27 protein-coding genes, 1 tRNA gene and 1 rRNA gene are annotated in these 26,520 nt (G+C 55.9%); 13 read left to right on the forward strand and 16 right to left on the reverse strand.

Features of this window, described 5'->3' with window-relative positions:
* The first annotated feature begins 6 nt into the window (after positions 1 to 6).
* Positions 7 to 122, forward strand: a 5S ribosomal RNA gene (gene rrf, locus P346_RS02655).
* A gap of 238 nt (positions 123 to 360) precedes the next feature.
* On the opposite strand, the gene P346_RS02650 is transcribed toward rrf, so the two are convergent.
* Positions 361 to 436: transfer RNA gene (locus P346_RS02650), tRNA-Phe, on the reverse strand.
* Between the two features lie 169 nt (positions 437 to 605).
* On the opposite strand from P346_RS02650, the gene P346_RS02645 reads away from it, so the two are divergent.
* Together P346_RS02645 and P346_RS02640 are read left to right on the forward strand one after the other, a co-directional pair.
* Positions 606 to 1,451 carry an AraC family transcriptional regulator gene (locus P346_RS02645; protein WP_032662373.1) on the forward strand — a complete coding sequence of 282 codons (846 nt, stop codon included), beginning with the start codon at positions 606 to 608 and terminating at the stop codon, positions 1,449 to 1,451.
* 36 nt (positions 1,452 to 1,487) lie between these two features.
* The gene (locus P346_RS02640) at positions 1,488 to 2,078 is read left to right on the forward strand and encodes a LysE family translocator (protein ID WP_032662376.1); all 591 of its coding nucleotides are present in this window, start codon (positions 1,488 to 1,490) and stop codon (positions 2,076 to 2,078) included.
* Here the strand turns inward: P346_RS02640 and P346_RS02635 are convergent.
* From P346_RS02635 to aspA, 5 genes are all read right to left on the reverse strand, one after another.
* The gene (locus P346_RS02635; RefSeq protein WP_023310110.1) at positions 2,075 to 2,650 is read right to left on the reverse strand and encodes a transcriptional regulator; all 576 of its coding nucleotides are present in this window, start codon (positions 2,648 to 2,650) and stop codon (positions 2,075 to 2,077) included. The genes P346_RS02640 and P346_RS02635 overlap by 4 nt on opposite strands.
* 49 nt (positions 2,651 to 2,699) lie before the next feature.
* Positions 2,700 to 4,391, reverse strand: a complete 1,692-nt coding sequence (locus tag P346_RS02630; protein ID WP_032662378.1) for a protein-disulfide reductase DsbD — start codon at positions 4,389 to 4,391, stop codon at positions 2,700 to 2,702.
* A complete protein-coding gene (gene cutA / locus P346_RS02625) occupies positions 4,367 to 4,690 on the reverse strand; it encodes a divalent cation tolerance protein CutA (RefSeq protein WP_032662380.1) in 324 nt (107 codons plus the stop codon). Before cutA ends, P346_RS02630 begins: the two co-directional genes overlap by 25 nt.
* Before the next feature lie 113 nt (positions 4,691 to 4,803).
* Positions 4,804 to 6,105 carry an anaerobic C4-dicarboxylate transporter gene (locus P346_RS02620; protein WP_032662382.1) on the reverse strand — a complete coding sequence of 434 codons (1,302 nt, stop codon included), beginning with the start codon at positions 6,103 to 6,105 and terminating at the stop codon, positions 4,804 to 4,806.
* Between the two features lie 115 nt (positions 6,106 to 6,220).
* Positions 6,221 to 7,657 carry an aspartate ammonia-lyase gene (gene aspA / locus P346_RS02615; RefSeq protein ID WP_003855923.1) on the reverse strand — a complete coding sequence of 479 codons (1,437 nt, stop codon included), beginning with the start codon at positions 7,655 to 7,657 and terminating at the stop codon, positions 6,221 to 6,223.
* 335 nt (positions 7,658 to 7,992) lie between these two features.
* Here aspA and P346_RS02610 point away from each other — a divergent pair, with 335 nt between their 5' ends.
* Positions 7,993 to 8,457 carry an FxsA family protein gene (locus tag P346_RS02610; RefSeq protein ID WP_023616652.1) on the forward strand — a complete coding sequence of 155 codons (465 nt, stop codon included), beginning with the start codon at positions 7,993 to 7,995 and terminating at the stop codon, positions 8,455 to 8,457.
* Positions 8,458 to 8,481: 24 nt separating this feature from the next.
* On the opposite strand, the gene yjeH is transcribed toward P346_RS02610, so the two are convergent.
* Positions 8,482 to 9,732, reverse strand: a complete 1,251-nt coding sequence (gene yjeH, locus P346_RS02605) for an L-methionine/branched-chain amino acid transporter (protein ID WP_032662384.1) — start codon at positions 9,730 to 9,732, stop codon at positions 8,482 to 8,484.
* A 179-nt stretch (positions 9,733 to 9,911) separates the two neighbouring features.
* Here yjeH and P346_RS02600 point away from each other — a divergent pair, with 179 nt between their 5' ends.
* The 3 genes from P346_RS02600 (at position 9,912) to P346_RS02590 (ending at position 12,368) form a co-directional block, all read left to right on the forward strand.
* Entirely contained in the window at positions 9,912 to 10,205 is a 294-nt protein-coding gene (locus P346_RS02600; RefSeq protein ID WP_003855929.1) for a co-chaperone GroES, read from the forward strand.
* Between the two features lie 31 nt (positions 10,206 to 10,236).
* Positions 10,237 to 11,880 carry a chaperonin GroEL gene (gene groL, locus P346_RS02595; RefSeq protein WP_014882201.1) on the forward strand — a complete coding sequence of 548 codons (1,644 nt, stop codon included), beginning with the start codon at positions 10,237 to 10,239 and terminating at the stop codon, positions 11,878 to 11,880.
* 134 nt (positions 11,881 to 12,014) lie between these two features.
* Positions 12,015 to 12,368 carry a DUF4156 domain-containing protein gene (locus P346_RS02590; protein WP_023310115.1) on the forward strand — a complete coding sequence of 118 codons (354 nt, stop codon included), beginning with the start codon at positions 12,015 to 12,017 and terminating at the stop codon, positions 12,366 to 12,368.
* 47 nt (positions 12,369 to 12,415) lie between these two features.
* Here the strand turns inward: P346_RS02590 and epmB are convergent, their stop codons facing one another.
* On the reverse strand, positions 12,416 to 13,444 hold the full coding sequence (epmB, locus tag P346_RS02585; RefSeq protein ID WP_032662385.1) for an EF-P beta-lysylation protein EpmB: 1,029 nt from the start codon (positions 13,442 to 13,444) through the stop codon (positions 12,416 to 12,418).
* 40 nt (positions 13,445 to 13,484) lie between these two features.
* On the opposite strand from epmB, the gene efp reads away from it, so the two are divergent.
* The 3 genes from efp (at position 13,485) to ecnB (ending at position 14,496) form a co-directional block, all read left to right on the forward strand.
* Positions 13,485 to 14,051 carry an elongation factor P gene (gene efp / locus P346_RS02580; RefSeq protein WP_010427766.1) on the forward strand — a complete coding sequence of 189 codons (567 nt, stop codon included), beginning with the start codon at positions 13,485 to 13,487 and terminating at the stop codon, positions 14,049 to 14,051.
* Between the two features lie 58 nt (positions 14,052 to 14,109).
* Entirely contained in the window at positions 14,110 to 14,241 is a 132-nt protein-coding gene (locus P346_RS0121995) for an entericidin A/B family lipoprotein (RefSeq protein WP_024907352.1), read from the forward strand.
* A gap of 108 nt (positions 14,242 to 14,349) precedes the next feature.
* Entirely contained in the window at positions 14,350 to 14,496 is a 147-nt protein-coding gene (gene ecnB, locus P346_RS02575; protein ID WP_003025482.1) for a lipoprotein toxin entericidin B, read from the forward strand.
* A gap of 37 nt (positions 14,497 to 14,533) precedes the next feature.
* Here the strand turns inward: ecnB and P346_RS02570 are convergent, their stop codons facing one another.
* A complete protein-coding gene (locus P346_RS02570; protein WP_032662388.1) occupies positions 14,534 to 15,133 on the reverse strand; it encodes a helix-turn-helix transcriptional regulator in 600 nt (199 codons plus the stop codon).
* A gap of 261 nt (positions 15,134 to 15,394) precedes the next feature.
* Here P346_RS02570 and sugE point away from each other — a divergent pair, with 261 nt between their 5' ends.
* On the forward strand, positions 15,395 to 15,712 hold the full coding sequence (gene sugE, locus P346_RS02565) for a quaternary ammonium compound efflux SMR transporter SugE (protein ID WP_008502938.1): 318 nt from the start codon (positions 15,395 to 15,397) through the stop codon (positions 15,710 to 15,712).
* Here sugE and P346_RS02560 read toward each other — a convergent pair.
* Together P346_RS02560 and blaACT are read right to left on the reverse strand one after the other, a co-directional pair.
* Entirely contained in the window at positions 15,709 to 16,239 is a 531-nt protein-coding gene (locus P346_RS02560) for a lipocalin family protein (protein WP_032662390.1), read from the reverse strand. The genes sugE and P346_RS02560 overlap by 4 nt on opposite strands.
* A 137-nt stretch (positions 16,240 to 16,376) precedes the next feature.
* Positions 16,377 to 17,519, reverse strand: coding sequence for an ACT family cephalosporin-hydrolyzing class C beta-lactamase (blaACT, locus tag P346_RS02555; RefSeq protein WP_032662392.1), 1,143 nt, complete (start codon positions 17,517 to 17,519; stop codon positions 16,377 to 16,379).
* A 132-nt stretch (positions 17,520 to 17,651) separates the two neighbouring features.
* Between blaACT and ampR the strand changes: the two genes are divergently transcribed.
* Complete coding sequence (gene ampR, locus P346_RS02550) at positions 17,652 to 18,527, forward strand: LysR family transcriptional regulator AmpR (RefSeq protein ID WP_032662396.1); 876 nt, start codon at positions 17,652 to 17,654, stop codon at positions 18,525 to 18,527.
* A gap of 29 nt (positions 18,528 to 18,556) precedes the next feature.
* Here ampR and frdD read toward each other — a convergent pair whose 3' ends face one another.
* Genes frdD through frdA form a run of 4 tightly spaced genes read right to left on the reverse strand, consistent with a single transcriptional unit; the run spans position 18,557 to position 21,850 of the window.
* A complete protein-coding gene (frdD, locus tag P346_RS02545) occupies positions 18,557 to 18,916 on the reverse strand; it encodes a fumarate reductase subunit FrdD (RefSeq protein ID WP_032662398.1) in 360 nt (119 codons plus the stop codon).
* A 10-nt stretch (positions 18,917 to 18,926) separates the two neighbouring features.
* Positions 18,927 to 19,322: a fumarate reductase subunit FrdC gene (gene frdC / locus P346_RS02540; protein WP_032662400.1), complete on the reverse strand. Its 396-nt coding sequence runs from the start codon at positions 19,320 to 19,322 to the stop codon at positions 18,927 to 18,929.
* 10 nt (positions 19,323 to 19,332) lie between these two features.
* Positions 19,333 to 20,067, reverse strand: coding sequence for a succinate dehydrogenase/fumarate reductase iron-sulfur subunit (locus tag P346_RS02535; RefSeq protein ID WP_032662402.1), 735 nt, complete (start codon positions 20,065 to 20,067; stop codon positions 19,333 to 19,335).
* Positions 20,060 to 21,850 (reverse strand): fumarate reductase (quinol) flavoprotein subunit, encoded by a 1,791-nt coding sequence (gene frdA, locus P346_RS02530; RefSeq protein WP_032662404.1) that lies wholly within the window; start codon positions 21,848 to 21,850, stop codon positions 20,060 to 20,062. Before frdA ends, P346_RS02535 begins: the two co-directional genes overlap by 8 nt.
* 310 nt (positions 21,851 to 22,160) lie before the next feature.
* Between frdA and epmA the strand changes: the two genes are divergently transcribed.
* Entirely contained in the window at positions 22,161 to 23,138 is a 978-nt protein-coding gene (epmA, locus tag P346_RS02525) for an elongation factor P--(R)-beta-lysine ligase (RefSeq protein WP_032662406.1), read from the forward strand.
* 44 nt (positions 23,139 to 23,182) lie between these two features.
* On the opposite strand, the gene mscM is transcribed toward epmA, so the two are convergent.
* Positions 23,183 to 26,506 carry a miniconductance mechanosensitive channel MscM gene (mscM, locus tag P346_RS02520; RefSeq protein ID WP_032662407.1) on the reverse strand — a complete coding sequence of 1,108 codons (3,324 nt, stop codon included), beginning with the start codon at positions 26,504 to 26,506 and terminating at the stop codon, positions 23,183 to 23,185.
* Positions 26,507 to 26,520: the final 14 nt, after the last annotated feature.

Below are 26,520 nucleotides of genomic sequence, written 5' to 3' on the forward strand. Positions count from 1 at the left end.
AATTTGCCTGGCGGCTTTAGCGCGGTGGTCCCACCTGACCCCATGCCGAACTCAGAAGTGAAACGCCGTAGCGCCGATGGTAGTGTGGGGTCTCCCCATGTGAGAGTAGGGAACTGCCAGGCATCAATTAGAAGAACCCCGTACCGAAAGGTGCGGGGTTTTTTGCTTTGTGCGTGAGAAATCATGCCGGATGGCGGCTTCGCCTTATCCGGCCTACAAAACCCAGAGGCCCGGTAAGCGCAGTATCACAGGGCACGGCAGACCGCACGATCCCACGGCAAAGAGAAACAAGAATACAAAGAAGGGATTTATAAACGCAGAAAAGCAAAAACCCAGCCATAGGCTGGGTTCTTTAAATAGTGGTGCCCGGACTCGGAATCGAACCAAGGACACGGGGATTTTCAATCCCCTGCTCTACCGACTGAGCTATCCGGGCAACGGAGCGCATTAAACCGCAATCACGCTCGATCGTCAACATTATTTCGGGAAAAGCTGTTCAACTGCTTAAGTTTGCGGCAATCTGTCCGCTTTCGCCGTGAAAATGCACAAATCTTCCAGACAGAACCAGTGTAATACGGCAATGCTGATAGCAAGAGGAGGGCGGTATGGCAAATGACTGGCTTGAACTGCGTCAGCATGCAGATACGGGTATTGAGACGATTAAAGCGCATTTCGAAGGGCATGCCTTTGATCCGCACTGGCACGATAGCTATCTGGTAGGGATAACCCTCTCCGGCACGCAGCAGTTTCATTGCCGCCGTGAGCGTCATCGTAGCCAGCCGGGCGACGTATTTCTCCTCGAGCCTGGAGAAATTCACGACGGAGATGCGCCTGTAGAGGGCGGTTTTACCTATCTGACCTTCTATCTTGATGAGTGCTGGCTGACCGGTGCGCTACAGGGGCTTTACGAATCTACTCCCGGGAGTTATTCACTCCACTTTGCCAAAACGCTGACGCGCGAGCCGCAGCTGGTGCGCGCTATCGGTGAGACATTCTCCACCCTGCATAATGACGAGATGAAAATCGTTCAGCAGAGCACAATGGATAATCTGCTCTCCCGGATCACCGCCCACTGCCACTGGCGTAAGAAACTACCGTCGCAGTTACAAAGCGCTGCCGTGGCGCATCGTGCGCGCGACTATCTCTATGCCCATATCGGTGAGAACGTGGGGCTGTCAGATCTTGCACGCGAGACGGGCACGGATCGCTTTACCCTGACGCGCTGTTTTAAGCGCGAGTTCAACCTGGCGCCCCACGCATGGCTTATTCAGCTGCGTCTGGCAAAGGCCCGACAGCTGCTGGCGCGCGGTGACCAGCCCGTTGATGTAGCTGCCGCAGTGGGTTTTGCCGATCAAAGCCATCTGGGGCGATGGTTTCAGCGTGCTTACCGTATCTCTCCCGCACACTACCGCCGGTTGTGCACAAACCTTCCAGACGTTTCCAAAAAATAACGGCACATTCATGGCTCTAATAAAAAGGAGCCACCTGTGAGCTTGATACCCTTTCTGCTGTTCGCATTTGTCGCCTCCATTACGCCGGGGCCAACCAATATCCTCGTGCTGACGAACAGCCAGCACTTTGGCGTAAAAAATACCGTACCTGCTATTCTGGGCGGGTGTATCGCAGCCAGTGCGATTGTGCTGGTATCAGGCGCGGGCGCGGGGGAAGTGCTGCGTCAGTACCCTCTGATACGTCAGATAATGAGCTGGACAGGCGTGCTGTGGCTAAGCTGGATGAGTTGGCAGCTGTTTCGCGCCCCGGCTGCCCGTCTCTCCGCTGAGAACCGTATCCGATTCACCGCTCGGGCGGCGGCGCTGCTGCAGATCGTGAACCCCAAAACCTGGATGATGGCGCTGGCCGTCGTCAGCCTGTTTGCCCCAACTGGCGACCATGCATTGCGGGATATTGCGCTAATGGCGCTATGGTTTCTGCTGATCTCGATAGCCTGTTTGATGTGCTGGGCGTGGTTGGGTAAAGCAGTGAACCGAATTTTTCGCACCACCGTGGCGATGGTGCGGTTTCAGCGCCTGATGGCGCTGTGTCTGCTCGTCTCCGCCTGGGCGGGCATGCTGGCTTAAGTCAGCGCTCCACCCATTCTGCATTGGGCAAAGCGTAGAATATCTTCCGCCAGGCGGTGCGCCGTATCAACATCTGCCTGGCTACGGTTCACCAGCATGCGGCTGAGGCAACCTTCCAGCACCAGCTCCATCTGTTTAGCCACCATCGCAGGGTCATCGACTTCCAGCGTGGTCAGCAGCTCGTGGGTGAAGTCATGCGCCGCCCGTTTTTGCTGCTCCGCCAGCTGGTGAATAGGATGGCCTGGGTCGGGAAAATAAGTGCAGGCGGCGATGAACAGACAACCCGGGTAGCGGTTGTTGCTGACGCATTCGGTCAGCGCGGTATAGCGCGCCAGCAGCTTTTGCTCCGCGGTCAGTTCTTCATTCAGCATCAGTTGCCTGCGCCAGATATCAACCTGCTGGCTGAGATAGCGCAGGGCATCATAGAGTAGCGCCTCTTTATCCGGCCAGAAGCGCTTAAGTTCATCCAGAGGATAATCGATACGGTCGGCTACCATCTCAAGCGTGGTGCTGGCGATCCCTTGAATCTCAAGTAGTTGCAGGGCTTGTCCCAGTACGTCTTCACGTTGCACGGTTATCTCCTCCGCTATTCCCAACGGTTTGTCCCGTTTAAAGTGTTGTTTACGGTTGGCGATTGCGCAAATGCGCGCTAAATGCCGCTGCATCCATAAACCCGGTTACACGCTGCCCTGGCTGCTCCTTGCCCTGTTGATTGAAGAACAGAATGGTTGGCAGCCCGAGCACGTTAAGCTGCTTCAGCAGAGCCTTATCCTGCGCATTATTGGCGGTCACGTTCGCCTGGAGCAAAACGGTCTCTTTCAGGGCGCTTTGCACCTGTGGATCGCTAAAAGTATATTTTTCAAACTCTTTGCAGGCGACACACCAGTCGGCATAGAGATCGAGCATCACCGGTTTGCCTTTCGCCTCTGCCAGGGCGTCGTTAAGTTCATCCACGTTTTTAATCTGGGTGAAGTTCAGATGCGCTTGCGTCTGACCCACCGGTGTGCCGAACGCCCAGTCCTGTAGAGGGCGTACGCTCACCAGCGCAGCAGCCAGCAGCAGGATTTGTACCAGGCGCATCCATGGCTTCTTCGCCCCCAGGCTGACAATAAACGCCCAGGCAAAGAACGCTACGCCGAGCATCGCCCACAGGCGTAAACCCCAGACGTCCCCGATAATACGTTCAAGGAGGAACACCGGCAGCGCGAGGATGACAAAGCCAAATGCGGTTTTCACCGTCTCCATCCACGGGCCGCTCTTCGGCAGAAGTCGATTACCGAAAACCGTGACCAGAATCAGCGGCAGGCCCATGCCCAGGGCATACAGGTACAACGTTCCGCCGCCGAGCCACATGTTACCGCTCTGGGCGATGTACAGCAGGATGGCGCTCAGCGGTGCGGTAGTGCAGGGAGAGCATATCAGCCCGGCAATGGCACCCATCGCGAACACGCCGCCTGCGGAGCCGCCCTGCTGACGGTTGCTCATCAGCGTTAAGCGCGTTTGCAGCGAGGAGGGCAGCTGTAGCGTGAACAGGCCAAACATTGACAGCGCCAACAGGATAAACACCGCTGACAGGCCAATGAGAACATAAGGGTGCTGGAGTGCTGCCTGGAACTGTAACCCGGCAGCGGCAACCACGAGGCCGAGCGCCGTGTAGGTTAGCGCCATTCCCTGCACGTATATAAAGGCCAGCAGCAGCGCGCGGGCAGTAGAAAGACGCTGTTTGCCGCCCAGCACAATCCCGGAGATAAGCGGGTACATTGGCAGCACGCATGGCGTAAAGGCAATGCCTATACCAATCAGTAACGCCCAGAGCGCTGAGAACGGAAGGTCGGCGCTATCGTTGGTTTTCTCAATCGAGGGGACCGGCGTTACAGCAGCAGACGCTTTCACTTCGCTAAGCGGCACGACTTTCGTTTCCGGCGGATAGCAGAATCCGGCATCCGCACATCCCTGATACGTCACCGTCAGCGTTGCACCTCTATCGGCCTGATTCACCGTAACGGGCACGCTTAAGCGCTGGCGGTAGATTTCACTCTTGCCGTAGAACTCGTCCTCGTGCCACTCGCCAGCGGGCAATCGTAATGCGCCCACGTTTGCCTGGGCAGGGGTAATGCTCACCTGCTTGCGATAGAGGTAATAGCCCTCTTTCACCTGCCAGGTAAGATTGAGATCGTGCTGGTTTTGCTGAAAGTCGAAAACGAACGCCTGGTCGGCAGGAATAAAGTTCGAACGGCCGGGCGCGTCAAACAACCCGGCAAAAGCTGACGTGCTGCACAGCAGCAGGATCAGCGTAAGGAAGCGTTGAGCCATGAGAGATAGTCGTTATCGCCGTGGACCACTGGCAGCACCAGCAGTTCCGGAGTTTGGTAAGGATGATGAGATTTGAGGCAGTCCAGGAGAGCCTGCTGATTCGCCAGATTGGTTTTGAGCAACATCTGGACTTCGTACTCTTGCTCCAGTTTGCCTTCCCAGTAATAAAGGGAGGTGGCACCGGGGAGGAGCGTCACGCAGGCAGACAGTTTTTCGGCCAGCACTTTGGCGGCGAGATCCTGGGCAGAGGCTTCATCAGGGGCGGTACACAGTACGACAACAGCATCAGGCGTGTTCACAAGTCGACCTCCTCATCACGAAAGTCTTCACTATATCACGCAAGGCGGTTGGTCATTAATGAAACGGGCCGCAGAGCGGCCCGATTTTAACTATTTTTACAACCACTCACCGTTTACAGCACCACGCCGCCAATGATAAAGCCGAGGATCACGCAAAGTGAAATGGCGACCACGCCCGGGATCAGGAACGCGTGGTTAAACACATACTTACCGATACGGGTTGAGCCTGTGTCGTCCATTTCAACCGCAGCCAGCAGGGTTGGGTAGGTTGGAAGAACGAACAGGGCAGAAACCGCCGCGAAAGAGGCAATCGCCGTCAGCGGGGTAACGCCCAGCATCAGTGCCGCAGGCATCAGCGCTTTGGTGGTCGCCGCCTGGGAGTAAAGCAGGGTAGCGGCAAAGAACAGCACCACCGCCAGCAGCCACGGATAGTTGTGCAGCAGGTCGCCTGCTACGGTCTGAATGTCGCTGATGTGCGCTTTCACGAAGGTATCACCGAGCCAGGCTACGCCGAGGACGCACACGCAGGCGCTCATACCGGATTTGAAGGTGCTGGCGTTCAGCACTTCGCTGGTATCAATTTTACAGGTGATGCTAATCAGCGTCGCGATGGTCAGCATAAACACCACAATCGCTTCGTTACGCGGCAGGACCGGGTTCTGGATCAGGCCCACGGTATCGCTGATGGCGGTCGCATAGAACATGACGGCGACAATACCGATCAGGAACAGCAGCACGGAGCGCTTGGCGTGAGGCTTCAGCTCGAAGACCTGGCTGCCGCGCAGCTTCACTTCACCTTTCGCCAGGCGTTCCTGGTAAACCGGATCGTCCTTCAGCTCGGCACCGAGGAAGTTACACAGCACGGCGGTGATCATCACCGCAATCAGCGTCACCGGGATACAGATCGCCAGCAGCGTCAGGTAGCTCACGCCCATCGGCTCAAGGATACCGGCGAAGAAGACCACCGCCGCGGAAATCGGCGAGGCGGTAATCGCAATCTGGGACGCGACGACGGCAATAGAGAGCGGACGAGACGGGCGGATACCCTGCTCTTTCGCCACTTCGGTAATCACCGGCAGCGTAGAGAAGGCGGTGTGGCCCGTACCGGCGAGAATGGTCATAAACCAGGTCACCAGCGGGGCAAGGAAGGTGATGTATTTTGGATGGCGGCGCAGCATACGCTCCGCCAGGCTCACCAGGTAGTCCATACCGCCTGCCACCTGCATGGCGGCGATAGCGGCAATAACTGCCATGATGATTTCGATAACGTCAAAGGGGATTGCGCCGGGTTTAATCTGAAAGATAAGGGTAAGAACGAGCACCCCGAGACCGCCGGCAAAACCGATGCCGATACCCCCGAGTCTTGCTCCCAAATAAATCGCCAACAGGACGATGACGAGTTCTGCTCCAAACATAAGGACCTTCCTTGCTTATTAACAAGTTGATATTGAATTGTTGTATTTTGGTAACGCCTAAAAAGAAAAAAGGCACGTCACAAGTGACGTGCCTTAAGAAGCCTAGCCTGAACGGTTACTGTTCGCTTTCATCGGTATATCGTTTTGCTTTATATGCCGGGTGCATCAGGTTCTGGGCCGAGAAGATATCGTCCAGCTCCGCTTCGGTCAACAGCCCGCGCTCCAGCACCACTTCACGTACGCTCTTACCGGTTTCGGCGCAAATCTTACCGACGATGTCACCGTTGTGGTGGCCGATGAACGGGTTGAGGTAGGTGACGATCCCGATGGAGTTGTAGACATAACCCTCACAGACTTCTTTATTCGCCGTGATGCCGTTAATGCATTTTTCCAGCAGGTTGTAGCAGGCGTTGGTCAGGATGTGGATGGATTCAAACATCGCCTGGCCAATCACTGGCTCCATCACGTTCAGCTGCAGCTGACCCGCTTCAGAGGCCATGGTCACGGTCGTATCGTTACCGATGACTTTGAAGCAAACCTGATTCACCACTTCTGGCACAACCGGGTTCACCTTGGCTGGCATGATGGACGAACCGGCCTGCAGCTCTGGCAGGTTGATTTCGTTCAGGCCAGCGCGCGGACCGGAAGAGAGCAGGCGCAGGTCGTTACAGATTTTGGACAGTTTGACCGCCAGACGTTTCAGGGCGCTGTGTACCATGACGTAGGCGCCGCAGTCGGAGGTGGCTTCAATCAGGTCTTCTGCAGGTACAACCGGCAGGTTAGAGACTTCAGCCAGCTTCTGTACCGCCAGCTGCTGATAGCCGTCCGGGGTGTTCAGACGCGTACCGATGGCGGTGGCGCCCAGGTTCACTTCCAGCAGCAGCTCGGAGGTGCGCAGCAGGTTTTTGGTCTCTTCGTTCAGCAGTACGTTAAACGCGTGGAATTCCTGGCCGAGCGTCATCGGCACCGCGTCCTGCAGCTGGGTACGACCCATTTTCAGGATGTCCTGGAACTCAACCGCTTTACGCTGGAAGCCATCACCCAGCTGGTTGATCGCATCCACCAGTTTCACCACAGAGGCATACACCGCGATACGGAAGCCGGTAGGATAGGCGTCGTTGGTGGACTGGCATTTGTTTACGTGGTCGTTCGGGTTCAGGTACTGGTATTCACCTTTCTGGTGACCCATCAGCTCCAGGCCAATGTTTGCCAGTACTTCGTTGGTATTCATGTTGACGGAGGTGCCCGCGCCGCCCTGATAGACGTCAACCGGGAACTGGTCCATGCATTTGCCGTTGTTCAGCACTTCATCGCAGGCCGCGATAATCGCATTTGCCGCGCTTTTAGGAATGGTTTGCAGCTCTTTGTTGGCCAGTGCTGCGGCTTTCTTCACCATAACCATGCCACGAACAAACTCAGGGATGTCGCTGATTTTGCTGTTGCTGATGTAGAAGTTTTCAATCGCTCTCAGAGTGTGGACACCGTAGTAGGCATCCGCTGGAACTTCCCTGGTACCCAACAAGTCTTCTTCGATACGAATGTTGTTTAACATGTGAACCTTCTTTTCAAGCTGCCGATGGATTGTACTAAACACACAGTATTTATGTGGTTTTGAATATTTTCTGGCCGACGATTATTCCCTCAATCAGCCAGATGCTCGAGATCATATGCTGATGATAGCGAATTGCCGTAAGCTGGATCACTTATTATCGAGCCGATTCCATGATAATTATTAATCTGTGAAATGGGTCACCGCTTTAAAATTTCCAAAAAAAATATCCGTGCAAACTGATTGAATTTTCGCTAACCGTCACCATCTCATACAAACGCGCGTCGCGAACACATTCAGACAGGGGCCCGATGGCCTCTGCCACACAGGAGATGCCAGTGCGCTGGATACCGTTTATTGCTTTCTTTCTCTATGTTTACATCGAGATTTCTATTTTCATCCAGGTTGCTCATGTGCTGGGCGTCCTGCTGACGTTGATTCTGGTGATTTTCACCTCCGTCATCGGCATGTCGCTGGTGCGTAATCAGGGTTTCAAAAATTTCCTGATAATGCAGCAGAAGATGGCCGCAGGGGAAAGTCCGGCGGAAGAGATGATCAAAAGCGTGTCGTTGATTATTGCGGGGCTGCTGCTGATCCTGCCGGGGTTCTTCACTGACTTCCTCGGCCTGCTGCTGCTTCTGCCGCCGGTGCAAAAACACCTGACCATGAAGCTGCTGCCGCATCTGCGCTTTAGCCGTATGCCGGGCGGCGGGTTCAGCACCGGGCCGGGCGATACCTTTGAAGGGGAGTATCAGCGTAAGGATGAACAGCACGACCGTTTAGATCATAAAGACGATCGGTGATTGTATTGCCCGGTGGCGCTTCGCCTACCGGGCCTCCGGTAGCGCACCGCGCTTCGGCAAAAACACCCACAGCCCTGCCAGCATGACAATCGCGTACAGACTCTTCCATCCCACCATCGCCAGCAACAGCAGGCAAAGCACGCCCCCGACGACCGCCAGAGCTTTATAGCGACCTTTCAGCAAACGACATCCCGCCAGCATGCACAGCAGGTAGATCATGATGAAAATGCCGTTGGCGTAGACGATGAGCGCGTCCAGATTGATCTTCAGTGCATAAATACACAGCGTGCTCACCACGCAGCAGCCCAGTACGGCATTCAGGGCATTCAGCGGAAGCTGGCGTTTAGACAGGCGCGCGAGGCGATTCTCTGGCTTGTCGAGCGCCTGCGACCACACCAGCCGGGCAAAGCTCTGGATATAAATATTGAGGCTGGCAAAACAGGCGAGATAGCCGATCGCACAGGCGATCCATAGCGCCTTCACGCCGAACAGTTCCACCACGATACCCGGCAGCGATGCCGCGGCGGCGAGATCCGCTCCGAACGCGTGGAAGTGTAAGACCAGCACGGTACACGCCCAATAGACCGTGCCAGCAAGCAGCAGGCCTATCATCAGCGCGCGTGGGAAATCGCGTTCAGGCTGCTTAAATTCAGAGGCCAGATGGGCAAAGGCTTCCAGGCCAACAAAACACCAGAACATGACGGAGAGCGCGGCGAAAAGCTGTGAATGGTCGACGTCTGTCACCGCAGGGAAGGGAATTTCCTTGATTGTGATATCGCCCACCCACCAGATAGCGACAACGAGCGCGACAATCAGCACCGCAACCAGCGTCTGCAGGTTGGCGCTGGAGCTAGCTCCGCGAGAGCCTACCCACCAAACGATTGCCAGCGTACCCAGCTCGGCCAGCAATAACTGCTCGTTATGCCAGCCAAACAGCGCCTGACCAAATCCGGTCGCAATATGCAGCGCCGCAGGGAGGCCAACCGGAATGACGGAGAGAAACAGCCAGCCGGTAACACGCTGCAGCCGCGGGCCAAAGGCCAGGCCGACAAAATGCGCCACGCCGCCCGCGCTGGGGAAATGACGCCCCAGGATGGCAAACACAATGGCTATCGGGAAAACCAGTACAATCAGCGCTGGCCACGCCCACAGGCTGTTATTTCCAGCCACCAGCGCCGCCAGCGCGGGGACGGCAAACACGCCCGTACCTAACAAAGAGGTTGAGAGCAGTCCAACGCCCTGCGCCAGCCCCAACTCCTGCTTGAGTCCACTCATTGACATCGCCCTGCCCGTACCAAAAGAGAGGCGATGGTAACACTTTCGCAAATTTTTTTTTCGACTCCCCCTTGAAGGGGTAAAAAGCTATCCCCATCTCTCAGGGCACTAGTCGGAAAACCGCATGCGGGCCGGCGTCATCCATAACTGATAATGACTTTCTCAAAGGAGAGCTATCAATGAGTATTCGTCCGTTACATGATCGTGTGATCGTCAAACGTAAAGAAGTTGAAACCAAGTCTGCTGGCGGCATCGTTCTGACCGGTTCTGCAGCAGCCAAATCAACGCGTGGCGAAATCATCGCTGTCGGTAAGGGCCGCATCCTGGAAAACGGAACTGTGCAGCCACTGGACGTTAAAGTTGGTGACATCGTAATTTTCAACGATGGCTACGGCGTGAAATCCGAGAAGATCGACAATGAAGAAGTGTTGATCATGTCCGAGAGCGACATTCTGGCAATTGTTGAAGCGTAATTTACGCACGAGAATTTGAGGAAATAAGAACATGGCAGCTAAAGACGTAAAATTCGGTAACGACGCTCGTGTAAAAATGCTCCGCGGCGTAAACGTACTGGCAGATGCAGTTAAAGTGACCCTGGGCCCGAAAGGCCGTAACGTAGTGCTGGATAAATCCTTCGGCGCGCCAACCATCACCAAAGATGGTGTTTCTGTAGCACGTGAAATCGAGCTGGAAGACAAGTTCGAAAACATGGGCGCGCAGATGGTGAAAGAAGTTGCCTCTAAAGCGAACGACGCTGCAGGCGACGGTACCACCACCGCGACCGTACTGGCGCAGGCGATCATCACTGAAGGTCTGAAAGCCGTTGCTGCGGGCATGAACCCAATGGATCTGAAACGTGGTATCGACAAAGCTGTCGCTTCCGCTGTTGAAGAACTGAAAGCGCTGTCCGTACCGTGCTCTGACTCCAAAGCCATTGCTCAGGTTGGTACCATCTCCGCTAACTCCGACGAAACCGTAGGTAAACTGATCGCTGAAGCGATGGACAAAGTCGGTAAAGAAGGCGTGATCACCGTTGAAGACGGTACCGGTCTGGAAGACGAACTGGACGTGGTTGAAGGTATGCAGTTCGACCGCGGTTACCTGTCCCCATACTTCATCAACAAGCCAGAGACTGGCGCTGTTGAGCTGGAAAGCCCGTTCATCCTGCTGGCTGACAAGAAAATCTCCAACATCCGCGAAATGCTGCCAGTACTGGAAGCCGTTGCGAAAGCAGGCAAGCCGCTGGTTATCATCGCTGAAGACGTTGAAGGCGAAGCGCTGGCGACCCTGGTGGTTAACACCATGCGCGGCATCGTGAAAGTGGCTGCGGTTAAAGCACCTGGCTTCGGCGATCGCCGTAAAGCGATGCTGCAGGATATCGCTACCCTGACCGGCGGTACCGTGATCTCTGAAGAGATCGGTATGGAGCTGGAAAAAGCGACCCTGGAAGACCTGGGCCAGGCGAAACGCGTTGTGATCAACAAAGACACCACCACCATCATCGATGGCGTGGGTGAAGAAGCCGCTATTCAGGGCCGCGTGGGTCAGATCCGTAAGCAGATCGAAGAAGCAACTTCTGATTACGACCGTGAAAAACTGCAGGAGCGCGTAGCGAAACTGGCTGGCGGCGTTGCGGTAATCAAAGTCGGTGCAGCTACCGAAGTTGAAATGAAAGAGAAAAAAGCACGCGTTGACGATGCCCTGCACGCGACCCGTGCTGCGGTAGAAGAAGGCGTGGTTGCTGGTGGTGGTGTTGCGCTGGTGCGTGTTGCCGCTAAGCTGGCAGGCCTGACCGCACAGAACGAAGATCAGAACGTGGGTATCAAAGTTGCGCTGCGCGCAATGGAAGCCCCTCTGCGTCAGATCGTTTCTAACGCCGGTGAAGAGCCATCTGTGGTTGCGAACAACGTGAAAGCGGGCGAAGGTAACTACGGTTACAACGCAGCAACTGAAGAATACGGCAACATGATCGACTTCGGTATTCTGGATCCGACTAAAGTGACCCGTTCTGCTCTGCAGTACGCGGCATCTGTTGCTGGCCTGATGATCACCACCGAGTGCATGGTCACCGATATGCCTAAAGGCGATGCACCAGACTTAGGTGCTGCTGGCATGGGCGGCATGGGCGGTATGGGCGGCATGATGTAATCGTGCGTTCTACGTCGTAGAATGTGAAAAACCCCCGGGCAGAAATGCTCGGGGGTTTTTCTTTTGGTCATCTTTTAGGTATAAGATTTACACACGGACAACTACTGTCCAGCTTATTGAAAACGAGGAATAACATGCGCGTAAAAGTCTGTGCAGGGATTGTAGGGGCAGCATTGCTGCTGGCGGGTTGTAGCTCCAGCAATGAGCTGTCGGCAGCGGGCCAGGGCGTTCGCTTTGTGGAAGATAAGCCTGGCAGTGAATGCCAGCTGTTAGGCACGGCAACCGGTGAGCAAAGTAACTGGATGTCTGGTCAGCATGGCGAAGAAGGTGGCTCGATGCGCGGTGCGGCGAATGCCCTGCGTAACCAGGCTGCGGCAATGGGCGGCAACGTGATTTACGGCGTGAGCAGCCCAACGCAGAGTATGCTGTCCAGCTTCGTGCCGACCGCCAGCCAGATGAACGGCCAGGTCTACAAGTGCCCGAACTGATTGCCTTTTTCCCTCTCCCACAGGGAGAGGGTTAGGGTGAGGGGAAACTAGCACTGCCGCAGCTGCAAATCCAGCGGCGTCTTGCTCGGCTCTCCGCCAATCTCGCGTGCCAGCTTCGGCACCATATAGCCTGAAACCAGCGTTAACAGTTCGCGCATAATCTGCCGGGCTTCTTCATCTGTCACCATGAAATGGGCCGCGCCCTGAACGCGATCCAGCACGTGCAGGTAATAGGGCATCACGCCCGCATCAAACAGGGCATTGCTCAGGTCAGCCAGCACGCGGGCGCTGTCATTCACGCCGCGCAGCAGCACGCTCTGGTTCAGCAGCGTCACGCCCGCTTTACGCAGACGCGCCATCGCCGCGCGAAAGTCATCGTCAATTTCGTTCGCGTGGTTGATATGGTTCACCAGCAGCACCTGCAATCTTGACTGCTCCAGGCGTGACACCAGGCCGTCAGTGACACGTGCCGGAATGACAATCGGTAAACGGCTGTGGATACGCAGGCGCTTAATATGCGGGATGGCTTCAAGCTCGGTCAGCAGCCAGTCCAGCTCATGATCTTTCGCCATCAGCGGGTCGCCGCCGGAAAAAATAATCTCATCCAGCTCCGGATGGGCGGCGATATAGTCCAGCGCGACCTGCCAGTTGCGTTTATTGCCCTGGTTTTCGGCGTAAGGGAAGTGCCGACGGAAGCAATATCGACAATTTACCGCGCAGCCGCCTTTTACCAGCAGCAGGGCGCGGTTGAGATACTTGTGCAGTAAACCCGGCACCACGCTGTTCTGCTCTTCCAGCGGATCGGTGCTATAACCCGGCGCGGTGACAAACTCATCCTGCGAAGTAAGCGTTTGTTTTAATAGCGGATCGTCGGGGTTGCCTTTCTCCATCCGCGCCACAAACGCACGGGGAACGCGCAGGGCGAAAAGGCGCTTTGCCTCGCGGCCTGCAAGCAACTCTGGGTGCTGATCGAGGTCTAAAAGACGCAGCAATTCATCAGGACTGGTGATTACATCGGCAAGTTGCGATAACCAATCTTCTCTGGACGGGGTGTTTAGGGTTACAATATGCGCCATTTTGTGGCTTAGCTACCAGTTAACAAATTTAGAGGGCCTTATGGCAACGTACTATAGCAACGATTTTCGTGCTGGTCTTAAAATCATGATGGACGGCGAACCGTACGCGGTTGAAGCCAGCGAATTCGTTAAACCAGGTAAAGGCCAGGCATTCGCACGCGTTAAGCTGCGCCGTCTGCTGACCGGTACCCGTGTTGAGAAAACCTTCAAGTCTACTGACTCCGCTGAAGGCGCTGATGTTGTTGATATGAACCTGACCTATCTGTACAACGACGGTGAGTTCTATCATTTCATGAACAACTCCACTTTCGAACAGCTGTCTGCTGATGAGAAAGCAGTAGGTGACAGCGCTAAATGGCTGCTGGATCAGGCTGAGTGCATCGTGACCCTGTGGAACGGCCAGCCTATCGCTGTGACCCCACCAAACTTCGTTGAACTGGAAATCGTTGAAACCGATCCAGGTCTGAAAGGTGATACCGCAGGTACCGGCGGTAAACCAGCCAAACTGTCTACCGGCGCAGTGGTTAAAGTTCCACTGTTCGTACAGACTGGCGAAGTGATCAAAGTGGATACCCGCTCCGGCGAATACGTGTCCCGCGTGAAGTAATTTACGTCATGATTGAAGGCGCAGCGCCCGCTGCGCCTGATTTTTGCAGGCAGGGATGATGAAACGTACCGTTAAAATTCTGCTTCTGTTAGCGCTTTCCAGCGCATTACTCTCCGGCTGTAACACCACGCGTGGAATGGGACAAGATATCCAGGATCTCGGTCATATCATTTCTCACGCCGCCAGCTAAGTTCGTCTAATTTTCCTAAAAATGCTTCCTTTTCCGTCAACCGGCGGGATCTTGTCTATTCTTAAGTTGCTATACACAAAACAACTTTGGCTATAAAAGGAAGATATTATGGTTAAGAAAACAATTGCAGCGATCTTTTCAGTCCTGGTACTTTCTTCAGTGTTAACGGCCTGTAATACCACGCGTGGCGTCGGTCAGGATATTTCTGAAGGTGGTAGCGCAATCTCTGGTGCGGCAACTAAAGCTCAGCAGTAATTAACACACGGTACGAGACCAACCGGGTTTCGTACCGTCAGCTTTCTGATTCCTGCAGGGATAAGAACGGAGAAAAACGCGTATCCATATGCAATTTCATGCGGATATTGCGTTTATAGGTATAGACCGTTTTTCCGTTGATACTCAGGTGAGCGGCAATCTTTTGATTGCTCGCGCCGTCCATCCACAATGTCAGCACTTTCTCTTCCTGCCGGGTTAGCAAGGGGGCGGCTGCCGTTGGCCTTTCAGCGCATGAGCGCGAGATCAATGCGTCGTTGATAGTCGTTGCCACTTCTTCGAGACTGGCGTTTTTCAACAGCGACGACCATACCGGGAACTGTCCGAGCCAGTCTGTCATGCCGTTGTCTTCTCCCGATTGCAGCAAAATAAACGGTAAGCGTTCACTGGCGTTGAGCAAGGATGAGAGCTGCTGAAAATGATGGATATCCTGCCTGAAGCCGTACAGGTCAGCGATAACCAGCGTGGGTTTCCATTGCAGAATGTGCTCTCTGGCAAGGAACAGATTATTCAGCCCGGTCACAACGTAGTGTCCCGGGAACAAACCGGAATGATTGAGCCATGCTTCAAATCCCGTACGGGTGAAGTGACAACGGTCAATCAAAAGAATTTTGAACATATTTTATTCGCAGTCGGCTAGTGGTTTGGCTTCCTGCCATCAGAAAGCACATCATCATAGAGAAGTCGGATGAGTGCTAAATGCCGGAACTACGCGCCATACTGCGGCTATTTCTTGCCTTAACGTGTTCAGCAAAAAATGATTGAAAAAAAATAGCACGCTAACCACAATATGGGGCGTAATCTCTGCCTTACGGGACGACCCGTAAGCGTTTCTTTCACCGGGGACGGCCCCAACTTGAATTAAGTTAAGGAGCCTGAAATGTCCTGGATCATTCTTTTTATTGCTGGCCTGCTCGAAGTGGTATGGGCGATTGGTCTCAAATACACCCACGGATTTACCCGTCTGACGCCCAGCGTCATTACCGTCACCGCGATGATCGTGAGTATTGTCCTGTTATCCTGGGCGATGCGCTCGTTGCCTGTGGGAACGGCTTATGCCGTCTGGACGGGCATTGGTGCGGTAGGGGCCGCCATCACCGGCATTCTGCTGCTGGGAGAGTCAGCGAGTCTGGCGCGTATCGCCAGCCTCGCCTTGATTGTGGCCGGGATCGTTGGGCTGAAGCTCAGCACCCATTAATGGGGTTGTTTTACCCAGATAAGTTTTGACACATCAAACCCTTGCCGGGTCGCGACGTCCAGCATCTGCTGTTTCATTTCTGACGAAATGGTTGGCGTGCGGGAAAGTATCCACAGATAGTCGCGATCCGGCCCGCACACCAGCGCGTGCCGGTACTCTCTGTCAAGCGCTATCACGTTGTAGCCGCCATAAAACGGGCCGAAGAAAGAGACTTTAAGCGCGGCCCGTCGCGGGTCGCCCGTGAAGTACGCTTTACCAATCGACTGTTGCCACATCTCCCGATCGGGATTATAGCCCCGGTTGATCACCTGAATACCGCCATCATCCATCGGGCTGTAATTCGCAGTGACCTTCTCTAAGCCCTGCTCAAACCGATGGTCGAGGCGCGCGATTTCATACCATGTTCCAAGGAATCGTTGTGCATCAAAAGGCGTGACGACGGTAACGCCAGGCGGTGGGGTAGGGGTACTGCAGGCAACCACTAAAAACGCGGCTGTCACCGCGGCGATAACAGGCAGAATGCGCATAGGAGTTTCCTTACTGTTTTTTGTTAAGTGTAGATGACGGCAAGGAAAATGGGTTTTTTGTGCGGTGTGTTTCGCCGGGTGGTTACCCCGTAGATTTTGTAGGCCGGGTAAGCGTTAGCGCCACCCGGCAATGTTTACTACAGCGCGCTCAAAATACGGTAAGCCGCCTCAACGCGTGCTGGGTTGGGATAGCTTTTATTCGCCAGCATCACAATGCCGAGCTGCTTTTCAGGAATAAAGGCCACGTAGCTGCCAAACCCGCCGGTTGAGCCGGTTTTGTGCACCCATGAGGCTTTTACCGGAGGCGCCGGTGGATTCACTTCTCTCGCAGGCAACGGTGCCAGTGCCACCTTATTGTCGCTACCTTCAATCACGGTTTTGGCATCGACCGGCCAGTTAAGCATTTCCCAGCCTAACCCCTGATACATGGCCCCCACGCGCCAGTAGCGAGACTGCGCCAGGGCAATGCCTTGCCTGAGTGAATTATCCTGAAGGGAATCCGGCTTCATGTTGACCATTACCCAGCTTGCCATATCCTGCACGTTGGTTTTTACGCCATAGGCTTCCGCGTCGAGCATGCCTGGCGAAACGTGTACCGCTTTACCGTCACGGTATCCCCAGGCGTAATGCGCCTCTTCCGCTTTCGGAACGTTAATCCACGTATGGTCCAGCCTGAGCGGCTTAAAGACCCGCGTCGTTATGGCCTGCTCATAGCTCATGCCGGAAGGCTTAACCGCCAGCGCGCCAAAAAGACCGATGCTGGCGTTGGCGTAAAGACGCGTGGTACCCGGCTTCCACTGCGGCTGCCAGTTTTGATAAAAGCGCAGCAGAGAGGCGTTATCCGTGACCCCATCCGGTACCTGCAACGGCAAACCTCCTGCGGTATAGGTTGCCAGATCCAGCATGCGGATCCCCTGCCACTGCTTGCCTGTCAGCTCAGGCCAGTATTTTGTCACCGGGTCGCCCAGCGATATTTCACCGCGAGCAATGGCATCTCCACCCAGTACGCCGGTGAAGGTTTTACTTATAGAACCCAGTTCGAACAAGGTTTGTGGGGTGACAGGTTTGTTCGCCGCAACATCGGCTTTACCGAAGGTAAAGTAGTGCGGCTGGCCCTGATAAATCACCGCCACCGCCATACCCGGAATGGCCTGCGCTTTCATCAGCGGCGTAACGGTACGTTCCACCACCTCAGCCAGCTGTTTTTCTGACATCGGTGCAGCCAATACCGAGCAGGAGGTGCTGAGCAGCAGAGCGCAGCAAAGGGATTTAGTCATCATCAGTTATCTTCCGTAACAGCAGTTCAAGGGAGTGTCCGGGCCCGTCAGACCGCTGTAGTCTGTTGGATTTGACTATGGCTGACAAACGGTTAAATTTAGCATTAGCTGTTAATTTTTCTAACGGATGAGACCATGACGCGCAGCTATCTTCCTCTTAATTCCCTGCGGGCGTTTGAAGCCGCCGCCAGGCACCTCAGTTTTACGCATGCGGCCATCGAGCTGAACGTCACCCATTCCGCGATTAGCCAGCACGTCAAGGCGCTGGAGCAGCACCTTAATTGCCAGCTGTTTGTTCGCGTTTCGCGAGGGCTGATGTTGACCACCGAAGGCGAGAATTTGCTGCCGGTGCTGAATGACTCGTTCGATCGCATCGCCGGAATGCTGGATCGTTTTGCCAGCCAGCGCGCTCAGGAGAAGCTCAAAATAGGCGTGGTAGGGACTTTTGCCACGGGTGTTTTATTCTCGCTGCTCGCGGACTTTCGCCGCTGCTATCCGCATATTGATCTTCAGCTTTCCACCCATAACAATCGCGTCGATCCGGCGGCCGAAGGGCTTGATTACGCCATTCGCTACGGTGGCGGTGCGTGGCATGGAACCGATGCTGAATTCCTTTGCCCTGCGCCGCTGTCTCCGCTCTGTACGCCTGACATAGCCTCAGTTCTCAAAAGCCCGGCAGATATCCTGAAGTTTACGCTGCTGCGCTCCTATCGACGCGACGAGTGGGCTGCGTGGATGCAGGCAGCGGGTGAACATCCTCCCTCGCCGACGCACCGGGTGATGGTGTTTGATTCGTCCGTGACCATGCTGGAAGCCGCGCAGGCAGGCACAGGGATTGCCATTGCGCCTGTCGACATGTTTACCCATTTACTCAGCAGCGAGCGCATTGTGCAGCCGTTTGCAACGCAGATTGACCTCGGCAGCTACTGGCTGACAAGGCTACAGTCACGGACAGAAACGCCCGCAATGCGCGAGTTTGCGCAGTGGCTGGTGGGGAAGATGCAGAAATAAAAGGCCCGCCGGATGGCGGGCCTGAAGCGTCAGAGGGTGACCACGGCAATCAGCGTCACCACAGTCAGGATGGTCGCCAGACCGTAGAACACCCATTTACCGCTCGGTACATGAATTTTCAGGTCATGCATCGCATGGTGGATACGGTGCAGACCACACCACAGCGGCAGGACGATCATCAGGAAGATGAACACGCGGCCGATAAAGCTGCTCGCGAACGCCAGCACGCGCTCGTAGCTCAGCGCATCGCCCGGGAACAGCCCCAGCGGCAGCATAATGCCGACCAGCAGGATGATGACGGGGGCGATGATGGCACTCCACATGCCGCCTGCGCCAAACAGGCCCCAGAAGACCGGCTCGTCAGAACGTTTTGGATTTGGATTGATCACAGGTGTCTCCTTACCAGAACAGTGCGACAAACAGAATGACCACAGTGACCAGAATCGTCACTGCCCAGAGTCCTTTAATTACCGGCTCTGGCCCCATTTTCTCGTCTTTTATGATGATGTTCGCCGCTTTTGGCGCCAGCTCAAACCAGGTTTTGGTATGAAGCAGCGCGGCCGCAAGCACGATCAGGTTCAGAACAACAATGATCGGGTTTTGCAGGAAACCGACAAAGCTGGCCCAGGCTTCCGGGCCATGCTTGAGGGCAAAAACGCCGTACATCAGCTCAAGGCTGAACCAGACCGCCGGTACCGCCGTGCCTTCACGCAGCATGTAGAAGCGATAAAACGGCAGGTTTTTCCACCAGGTGGACGGCACAGGCCGCACATAGGCTTTGCGTTTAGTCGTCATCATGCACTCCTTAGCGTGGTTTCAGGGTAGCGATAAGAAAGTCTTTCGAGCTTTCCACTTTACCCTGCTGAATTGCGGCGGCCGGGTCGACGTGCTTCGGACAAACTTCGGAGCAATAACCCACAAAGGTACAGCTCCAGACGCCGTTCTGGCTGTTAAGCTGCGCCATACGTTCTTTTTTACCGTGGTCGCGGCTGTCTTCGTTATAGCGGTGCGCCAGGGTAATGGCGGCCGGGCCGATGAACTCCTTGTTCAGGCCAAACTGTGGACAGGCTGCGTAGCACAGGCCGCAGTTGATGCAGCCGGAGAACTGATGGTATTTCGCCATCTGAGCCGGCGTCTGGGTATTTGGCCCCTGAACCGGCGTGCGCGGATTACCGATGATGTACGGCTTAATGGCTTCCAGGCTTTCGATAAAGTGGGTCATATCAACCACCAGATCGCGTTCAATCGGGAAGTTGCCCAGCGCTTCGACCTTAATGCCTTTGGTGTACTCGCGCAGGAAGGTCTTACAGGCCAGCTTCGGCACCTTGTTGACCATCATGCCGCAGGAGCCGCAGATTGCCATGCGGCAGGACCAGCGGTAGCTCAGGTCTGGCGCCAGGTTGTCTTTGATATAGCCGAGCGCATCCAGCAGGGAGGTTTGCTCGTCATAAGGGACTTCATAGAAAGCGCTGTGCGGTGCGGTGTCCACTTCCGGATTGTAGCGCACCACTTCAACCTTCATTTTTTGCATCTCAGCCATTCGCCTTCTCCTTCTTCTCGGCGGCTTCTGCTTCTGCACCGTACACGCGTTTAGCCGGCGGCAGCGTGGTGATTTTCACGTCACTGTAGTCCAGACGTGTGGTGCCATCCGCATCGCGCCAGGCGAGAGTGTGTTTCAGGAAATTGACGTCGTCACGTTCGGTACAGCCTTCGTCCAGACGCTGGTGGGCTCCACGCGACTCTTTACGCGCCAGCGCAGAGTGCGCCATACATTCCGCGACGTTAAGACCGTGGCCCAGCTCGATGGTATAGAGCAGGTCGGTATTGAATACGCTGGAGGTGTCGGTGATGCGCACGCGCTTGAAGCGCTCCTGCAGTTCCGCCAGCTTGTCGACGGTTTTTTGCATCAGCTCTGGCGTACGGTAAATACCGCAGCCTTCTTCCATCGACAGGCCCATTTCGTCGCGGATCTTCGACCAGTTCTCGTTACCCTCCTGGTTCACCAGATTTTTCAGGCGTTTTTCAACGTCTGCGACCTGCGCATCCAGCGCGGCACCGTTAGCTTCGCCTGCGGTAGCCGCCCGCTCCATCGCGCGCTCGCCCGCCATGCGGCCAAAGACGACCAGCTCTGCCAGCGAGTTAGACCCGAGACGGTTAGCGCCGTGCAGACCCACGGAGGAACACTCGCCAACGGCGAACAGGCCTTTAATACGGGTTTCGCACTGCTGGTCGGTTTCGATCCCGCCCATGGTGTAGTGCGCGGTTGGACGCACCGGAATCGGCTCTTTCACCGGGTCGACGCCGACGTAAGCTTTCGCCAGCTCGCAGATGAACGGCAGACGTTCCAGCAGTTTCTTCTCGCCAAGGTGACGCAGGTCGAGATAGACCACATCGCCGCGCGGCGTGGAGATGGTGTTGCCTTTGCGCCACTCGTGCCAGAAGGCCTGAGAGACTTTGTCGCGCGGGCCGAGTTCCATGTATTTGTTCTTCGGCTCGCCGAGCGGGGTTTCCGGGCCCATGCCGTAATCCTGAAGATAGCGGTAGCCGTTTTTATTGACCAGAATACCGCCTTCACCGCGGCAGCCTTCCGTCATCAGAATGCCGGAGCCCGGCAGACCGGTTGGGTGATACTGCACGAACTCCATATCGCGCAGCGGTACGCCGTGACCGAGCGCCATGCCCATGCCGTCACCGGTGACGATGCCGCCGTTGGTGTTGTAGCGATAAACGCGACCCGCACCGCCCGTCGCCATCACTACCGCGTTGGCGCGGATCTGGACGAGCGTGCCTTCCATCATGTTCATCGCCACCAGGCCACGCGCCTGTCCGTCATCAACCAGAATGTCGAGGACGAAATGTTCATCGAAGCGCTGAATTTGTGGGAACTGGAGGGAGGTCTGGAACAGGGTGTGCAGCATGTGGAAGCCGGTTTTATCGGCGGCGAACCAGGTGCGTTCAATCTTCATTCCGCCAAAGCGGCGAACGTTGACGCTGCCGTCCGGACGGCGGCTCCACGGACATCCCCACTGCTCAAGCTGGGTCATTTCCGTTGGACAATGATGCACAAAGTAGTCAACGACATCCTGTTCGCAAAGCCAGTCGCCCCCTGCAACCGTGTCGTGGAAATGGTATTCAAAGCTGTCATGATCCTGCGCAACGGCGGCGGACCCTCCTTCTGCTGCCACTGTGTGACTACGCATTGGATAGACTTTTGAAATCAATGCGATTTTAGCGTTGGGATTAGCTTGTGCTGCAGCAATCGCAGCACGTAATCCAGCCCCGCCAGCGCCTATTACGGCAAGATCGGCTTGAAAAGTTTGCACGACATTCCTCCAGATTTTTGTTATTTCGCAACGCGACAAACTAAAGGTAGTTCACCCGTCCAAAAGGACGATTGCGAAAGCGTTTCCACTGCTCCTTTATGGGTAAAACAGTATAACCGTGTAGATGTCAGGGAAATTTGACGTGTTCGATTTTTTTGCTGTTCTGTAAGGCGATTTATCATGAAGATTGATGAAATACGTCACGAAAAAGTTCACCTAAATGAAATGCGCTTTTTTACTGCGCAAAATTTGTCTCTGCCCCTGCTAACGAGTAGACTTCGTGCCCTTGTCTGAAATCGGAGAACAACTCATGAGCGAAACGGCCACCTGGCAGCCGAGCGCATCCATCCCTAATCTGTTAAAACGCGCTGCAATTATGGCGGAGATCCGCCGTTTCTTTGCCGACCGCGGAGTCCTGGAGGTGGAAACGCCGTGCATGAGTCAGGCAACGGTAACGGATATTCATCTGGTACCGTTTGAAACCCGTTTTGTTGGCCCCGGCCACTCTCAGGGCATGAATTTGTATCTGATGACCAGCCCGGAATACCACATGAAACGCCTGCTGGCGGCGGGATGTGGCCCGGTGTATCAGCTGTGCCGCAGCTTTCGTAATGAAGAGATGGGGCGTCACCACAACCCGGAATTCACCATGCTGGAGTGGTACCGCCCGCATTATGATATGTACCGCCTGATGAATGAGGTGGACGATCTGCTGCAGCAGGTGCTGGACTGCTCGGAAGCCGAAACGCTCTCCTATCAGCAGGCTTTCCAGCGCCATCTGGAAATCGATCCGCTGTCGGCGGACAAAACCCAGCTGCGCGAAGTGGCGGCAAAACTGGATCTGAGCAACGTGGCGGATACCGAAGAGGATCGCGACACGCTGCTGCAGCTGCTGTTTACCTTCGGTGTAGAACCGCAGATTGGCAAAGACCGCCCGACGTTTGTTTATCACTTCCCGGCAAGCCAGGCGTCACTGGCGCAGATCAGTACCGAGGATCACCGTGTTGCAGAGCGTTTTGAGATCTATTACAAAGGCATCGAACTGGCGAACGGCTTCCATGAACTGACGGATGCCCGCGAGCAGCAGCAGCGCTTCGAGCAGGATAACCGCAAGCGCGCCGCGCGCGGTCTGCCGCAGCAGCCAATTGATGTTAATTTGCTTGAAGCATTAAAAGCAGGTCTGCCGGATTGCTCCGGCGTGGCGCTGGGTGTTGACCGTCTGGTGATGCTGGCCCTGGGGGCAGAACAGCTTGGCGATGTGATTGCGTTTACCGTAGATCGCGCCTGACGGCAGTTTACCCTCTCCCGCGGGAGAGGGTTGCACCGCTTATCTTACAAACTTCCCGCCGGGCGCGTACGCGCCGCTGACGTCAGCGTTCTTCCCGTTTTACGCCCGTCCAGGCTTTCGAGACGCATCTGGAACGGTGGGAACGGCATATCAATACCGTGCTCGCGGAAGCCCGCCAGAATCAGCTGGTGGATCTCATGGCGCAGCGGCATACGGTGTCCCATTTCGGCGGCGTAGATACGCAGCTCGAAAATCTGGATCCCCTGCTGTAAATCCACAAGGAATACTTCCGGCGACGGGTTGTCGATTACCAGCGAGCAGCGCTCAGCGGCAGTGTAGAGGATCTGGGTGACCTCTTCGCTGTTGGCGTCCGACGGCGCCGGTACCGTCAGCACCACGCGGGTAACGGAGTCTGACAGCGACCAGTTGATGAACTGCTCGGTGATAAACGCCTTGTTTGGCACGATGATCTCTTTCCGATCCCAGTCGCTGATCGTCGTCGCGCGGGTGTTGATCTTCGTGATGCTGCCGGTCAGATCGCGGATCGTTACGGTATCGCCAATACGGATCGGTTTTTCGAACAAAATGATCAGACCAGAGATGAAGTTGGCGAAGATCTCCTGTAAACCAAAACCTAACCCTACACCAAGGGCCGCCACCAGCCACTGCAGCTTCGACCACTCAATACCGATCATCGAGAAGCCAACCAGCCCGCCAAACAGCATGATCAGATATTTGGTAATGGTCGTAATCGCATAGCCCGTCCCCGGCGTTAAATCCAGATGCTGCAGCAGCGCCAGCTCCAGCAGCGCCGGGAAGTTGCGCACCAGCTGCGTGGTGATGATCAGCACCAGAATGGCAATCAGCACCGCCCCCAGGGTAATCGGCTCCAGGCTTTCAACACCCTGCACCGTGGACGTCACGTCCCAGAGAGAGATGTTCTCCAGGAAGCCAAACGCGGAGTGGATCTCTGACCACAGGAAGATCACCGACAGGAGGGCAATCAGCATCAGGATGGAGCGAACCAGGCGCAGGGACTGGGTGCTGATGGCATCCAGATCCAGTTCGACCTCGTCCGCTTCCGTTGTGCCTTCCGTACTGTTGACGTGGTTTGGCTCTTCCTCACCCCGCGCGCGTTGGGCGAGGATCTCCGCCCGGCGATGCTTGGCCCGGTCAAAGGCCAGACGGCGGCGCTGAATCAGCATCCAGCGGCGGATCACGTGGTATACCACCAGAAGCAGGAACCAGATGGCCACCGAGGTTTCCAGCCGCGCCAGCAGCGCCTGCGCGGTTGCCAGATAGCCCACCGCGGCTGCCAGCATCGCAAACAGCGGCGCGCTAAGCAGCAGGTTCCAGAGCAGCCGGTTGAACATGTTATCGCCGCTGCCGGATTTATCCAGATAGAGCGGAATACCCGCGCGTTTCAGGCTGAGCGTGACGATGGCCAGCGCCCCGCATATCAGCATAAAGCAGAGGCGTCCCAGCGAGCCTGAAAATTCCCGGTCATTGAGGTTATCGAACATGATCAGCGCCATAATCAGCGGTACAATCAACCCGATGCTCATCAGGTAATAACGCATGGCGCGCGCAACGCGATTACGCGGCCAGCCAAAATGGGCAATGAACAGGCCATTGGGGCGCGCGAAGGTGGCGCAAATCATGACCACCCACAGCAGCGGCACCGTGGCGGTGACGCCATCGCCAATCGCTACCGCGAGCGGATAGGGCCAGGCTTCCCGCAGGCCATATCCCAGCGTCATCCACAGCACCGGCAGCGGAGAGGCGACAAGAATCGACCAGAATACGGTGCGCAACGTCAGCCAGAAGTGATCCTGGGTGACTTTCCCGACCCTGGAGCTGGAACGCTCCAGGAAACGGGTGAAATGTCTGCGCGAGTAAATGCTGAAGCCCACCAGAATCAACGCCCCCAGCAGCGGGAAAATGGTCTCTTTGCTGGTGAACATCATCACGCTGGCCTGTCCCAGCTGGCTGAAGGTATCCAGTGAAATGAGGCGGCGCAGGTCCTGGACAATCTCAATCGGCCACGAGAAGGTCATCGGACGCACGTCGGACGTCCAGAAGAGATAACGGTGCGTAGCCTCGTTCACCTCTTTCAGCGCATCTTCCAGCTGGCTGTTGGATACTTTTAGCTTGGTCAGCTCCAGAATCAACGTATCCCCGCCCTGGAGCAGAGAGTTCAGCAGTTCGCGCTGGGTACGCAGCTGGGCTTCCAGAATACGGTTTTGCTCGCTGGTCAGCGGCTGTCCGTCAGCCTGACGGATCTGGCGGATTTGCGGCTGCTTATTGAGAAGATCTTCAAAGTGCAGTCGCTGAACGCGCAGCTGGGCCATCTCGGTATCCAGCTGCTGCGGCTTCGGCATTTCCGGCAGGCGCGCGACCTGGGCGCGTAACGCTTCGCCCAGCAGGTTTGATGACCCGAGCCACTGTGACTGCTCGCGCAGGGTGTTGAGCGCCTGACGCACCTGCAGGGTTTGATTGGTCGCCTGACGCTGCTGGGAGGCAACCAGATCCATACGCTGCGCCTGCTGGTTCAGCGCGGCAGAAAGCTCGCGGTTGACCCTGAATTGTTCGTTGATACCGGCAGGCAGGTTTTCGCTGTTTTCCGCCAGCAGTTCGGTGCTTTCAAGGGCACGCTCGGCTTCGCGCTGACGCTGGCTGTTAAGCTGATTGCGCAGGGCCTGGAGATACGCATCCAGCTGCTCGCTCTGCTTCTGAGCGAGTTCAGAGCGCATCCGCGACAGCTCCTGGCGGTTATTGGCGGAAAGCTGCGCCAGCTCCAGCTCATCGACAAGTGCCTTCAGGCGAGCAGATTCTGCCTGCAGGCCCAGATTTTGGGCCTGAGCCTGTGGCGTATTGCCGCTTTGCGTACCCACGCGACGCTCAACTTCATTAAGCTGGCGGCGGGCATCGGTTTGCTGTTGCGGAAGCTGGCTGAGGGAGTCGGCAATTTCACGCGCTCGCTCCTGCTCCTGCTGGGCAAGGCGGCTCTTTTCCAGAAGCTGGCTGCTGACCTGCAGGATCTCCTGGTTCAGAGCGTCCGAGGTCATGCCTGCGGGCACGTCGCGCGGTTCGTCACGCAGATTATTGAGCTGCGCGCGCAGCGTCTGCGAGAGTTTGGGGAAGTTGTCGATAACCTGCTGATACTGCTGAGCGCGCTCAAGAGAGCCTTTCCGCTCCTCAAGCGCGTTCAGTGCAGCCTGGAGCGACTCGACGGTCTCTGGCTGAGCGGGTTTGGCCGCTTTTGCCTGCTCCAGTTCCTGGGTTATCTGTTTGGCGTCGGGGGCTGTCGCTGCGTACGCCCCCATGCTGAGGCACCAGGCCATCAGTAGAACGATAATCGGGCGCACGTCAGCGATCCTTC

The organism is Enterobacter sp. DC1, assembly GCF_000568075.1.
Taxonomy (GTDB): domain Bacteria; phylum Pseudomonadota; class Gammaproteobacteria; order Enterobacterales; family Enterobacteriaceae; genus Enterobacter; species Enterobacter asburiae.

Bases quoted from the DNA above. Each gene is read 5' to 3' on its own strand.
- P346_RS02645 (WP_032662373.1), top strand. From the start codon at position 606: ATGGCAAATGACTGGCTTGAACTGCGTCAGCATGCAGATACGGGTATT.
- P346_RS02630 (WP_032662378.1), bottom strand. From the start codon at position 4,391: ATGGCTCAACGCTTCCTTACGCTGATCCTGCTGCTGTGCAGCACGTCA.
- P346_RS02620 (WP_032662382.1), bottom strand. From the start codon at position 6,105: ATGTTTGGAGCAGAACTCGTCATCGTCCTGTTGGCGATTTATTTGGGA.
- aspA (WP_003855923.1), bottom strand. From the start codon at position 7,657: ATGTTAAACAACATTCGTATCGAAGAAGACTTGTTGGGTACCAGGGAA.
- yjeH (WP_032662384.1), bottom strand. From the start codon at position 9,732: ATGAGTGGACTCAAGCAGGAGTTGGGGCTGGCGCAGGGCGTTGGACTG.
- P346_RS02600 (WP_003855929.1), top strand. From the start codon at position 9,912: ATGAGTATTCGTCCGTTACATGATCGTGTGATCGTCAAACGTAAAGAA.
- groL (WP_014882201.1), top strand. From the start codon at position 10,237: ATGGCAGCTAAAGACGTAAAATTCGGTAACGACGCTCGTGTAAAAATG.
- P346_RS02590 (WP_023310115.1), top strand. From the start codon at position 12,015: ATGCGCGTAAAAGTCTGTGCAGGGATTGTAGGGGCAGCATTGCTGCTG.
- epmB (WP_032662385.1), bottom strand. From the start codon at position 13,444: ATGGCGCATATTGTAACCCTAAACACCCCGTCCAGAGAAGATTGGTTA.
- efp (WP_010427766.1), top strand. From the start codon at position 13,485: ATGGCAACGTACTATAGCAACGATTTTCGTGCTGGTCTTAAAATCATG.
- P346_RS0121995 (WP_024907352.1), top strand. From the start codon at position 14,110: ATGAAACGTACCGTTAAAATTCTGCTTCTGTTAGCGCTTTCCAGCGCA.
- ecnB (WP_003025482.1), top strand. From the start codon at position 14,350: ATGGTTAAGAAAACAATTGCAGCGATCTTTTCAGTCCTGGTACTTTCT.
- P346_RS02570 (WP_032662388.1), bottom strand. From the start codon at position 15,133: ATGTTCAAAATTCTTTTGATTGACCGTTGTCACTTCACCCGTACGGGA.
- sugE (WP_008502938.1), top strand. From the start codon at position 15,395: ATGTCCTGGATCATTCTTTTTATTGCTGGCCTGCTCGAAGTGGTATGG.
- P346_RS02560 (WP_032662390.1), bottom strand. From the start codon at position 16,239: ATGCGCATTCTGCCTGTTATCGCCGCGGTGACAGCCGCGTTTTTAGTG.
- blaACT (WP_032662392.1), bottom strand. From the start codon at position 17,519: ATGATGACTAAATCCCTTTGCTGCGCTCTGCTGCTCAGCACCTCCTGC.
- ampR (WP_032662396.1), top strand. From the start codon at position 17,652: ATGACGCGCAGCTATCTTCCTCTTAATTCCCTGCGGGCGTTTGAAGCC.
- frdC (WP_032662400.1), bottom strand. From the start codon at position 19,322: ATGACGACTAAACGCAAAGCCTATGTGCGGCCTGTGCCGTCCACCTGG.
- P346_RS02535 (WP_032662402.1), bottom strand. From the start codon at position 20,067: ATGGCTGAGATGCAAAAAATGAAGGTTGAAGTGGTGCGCTACAATCCG.
- epmA (WP_032662406.1), top strand. From the start codon at position 22,161: ATGAGCGAAACGGCCACCTGGCAGCCGAGCGCATCCATCCCTAATCTG.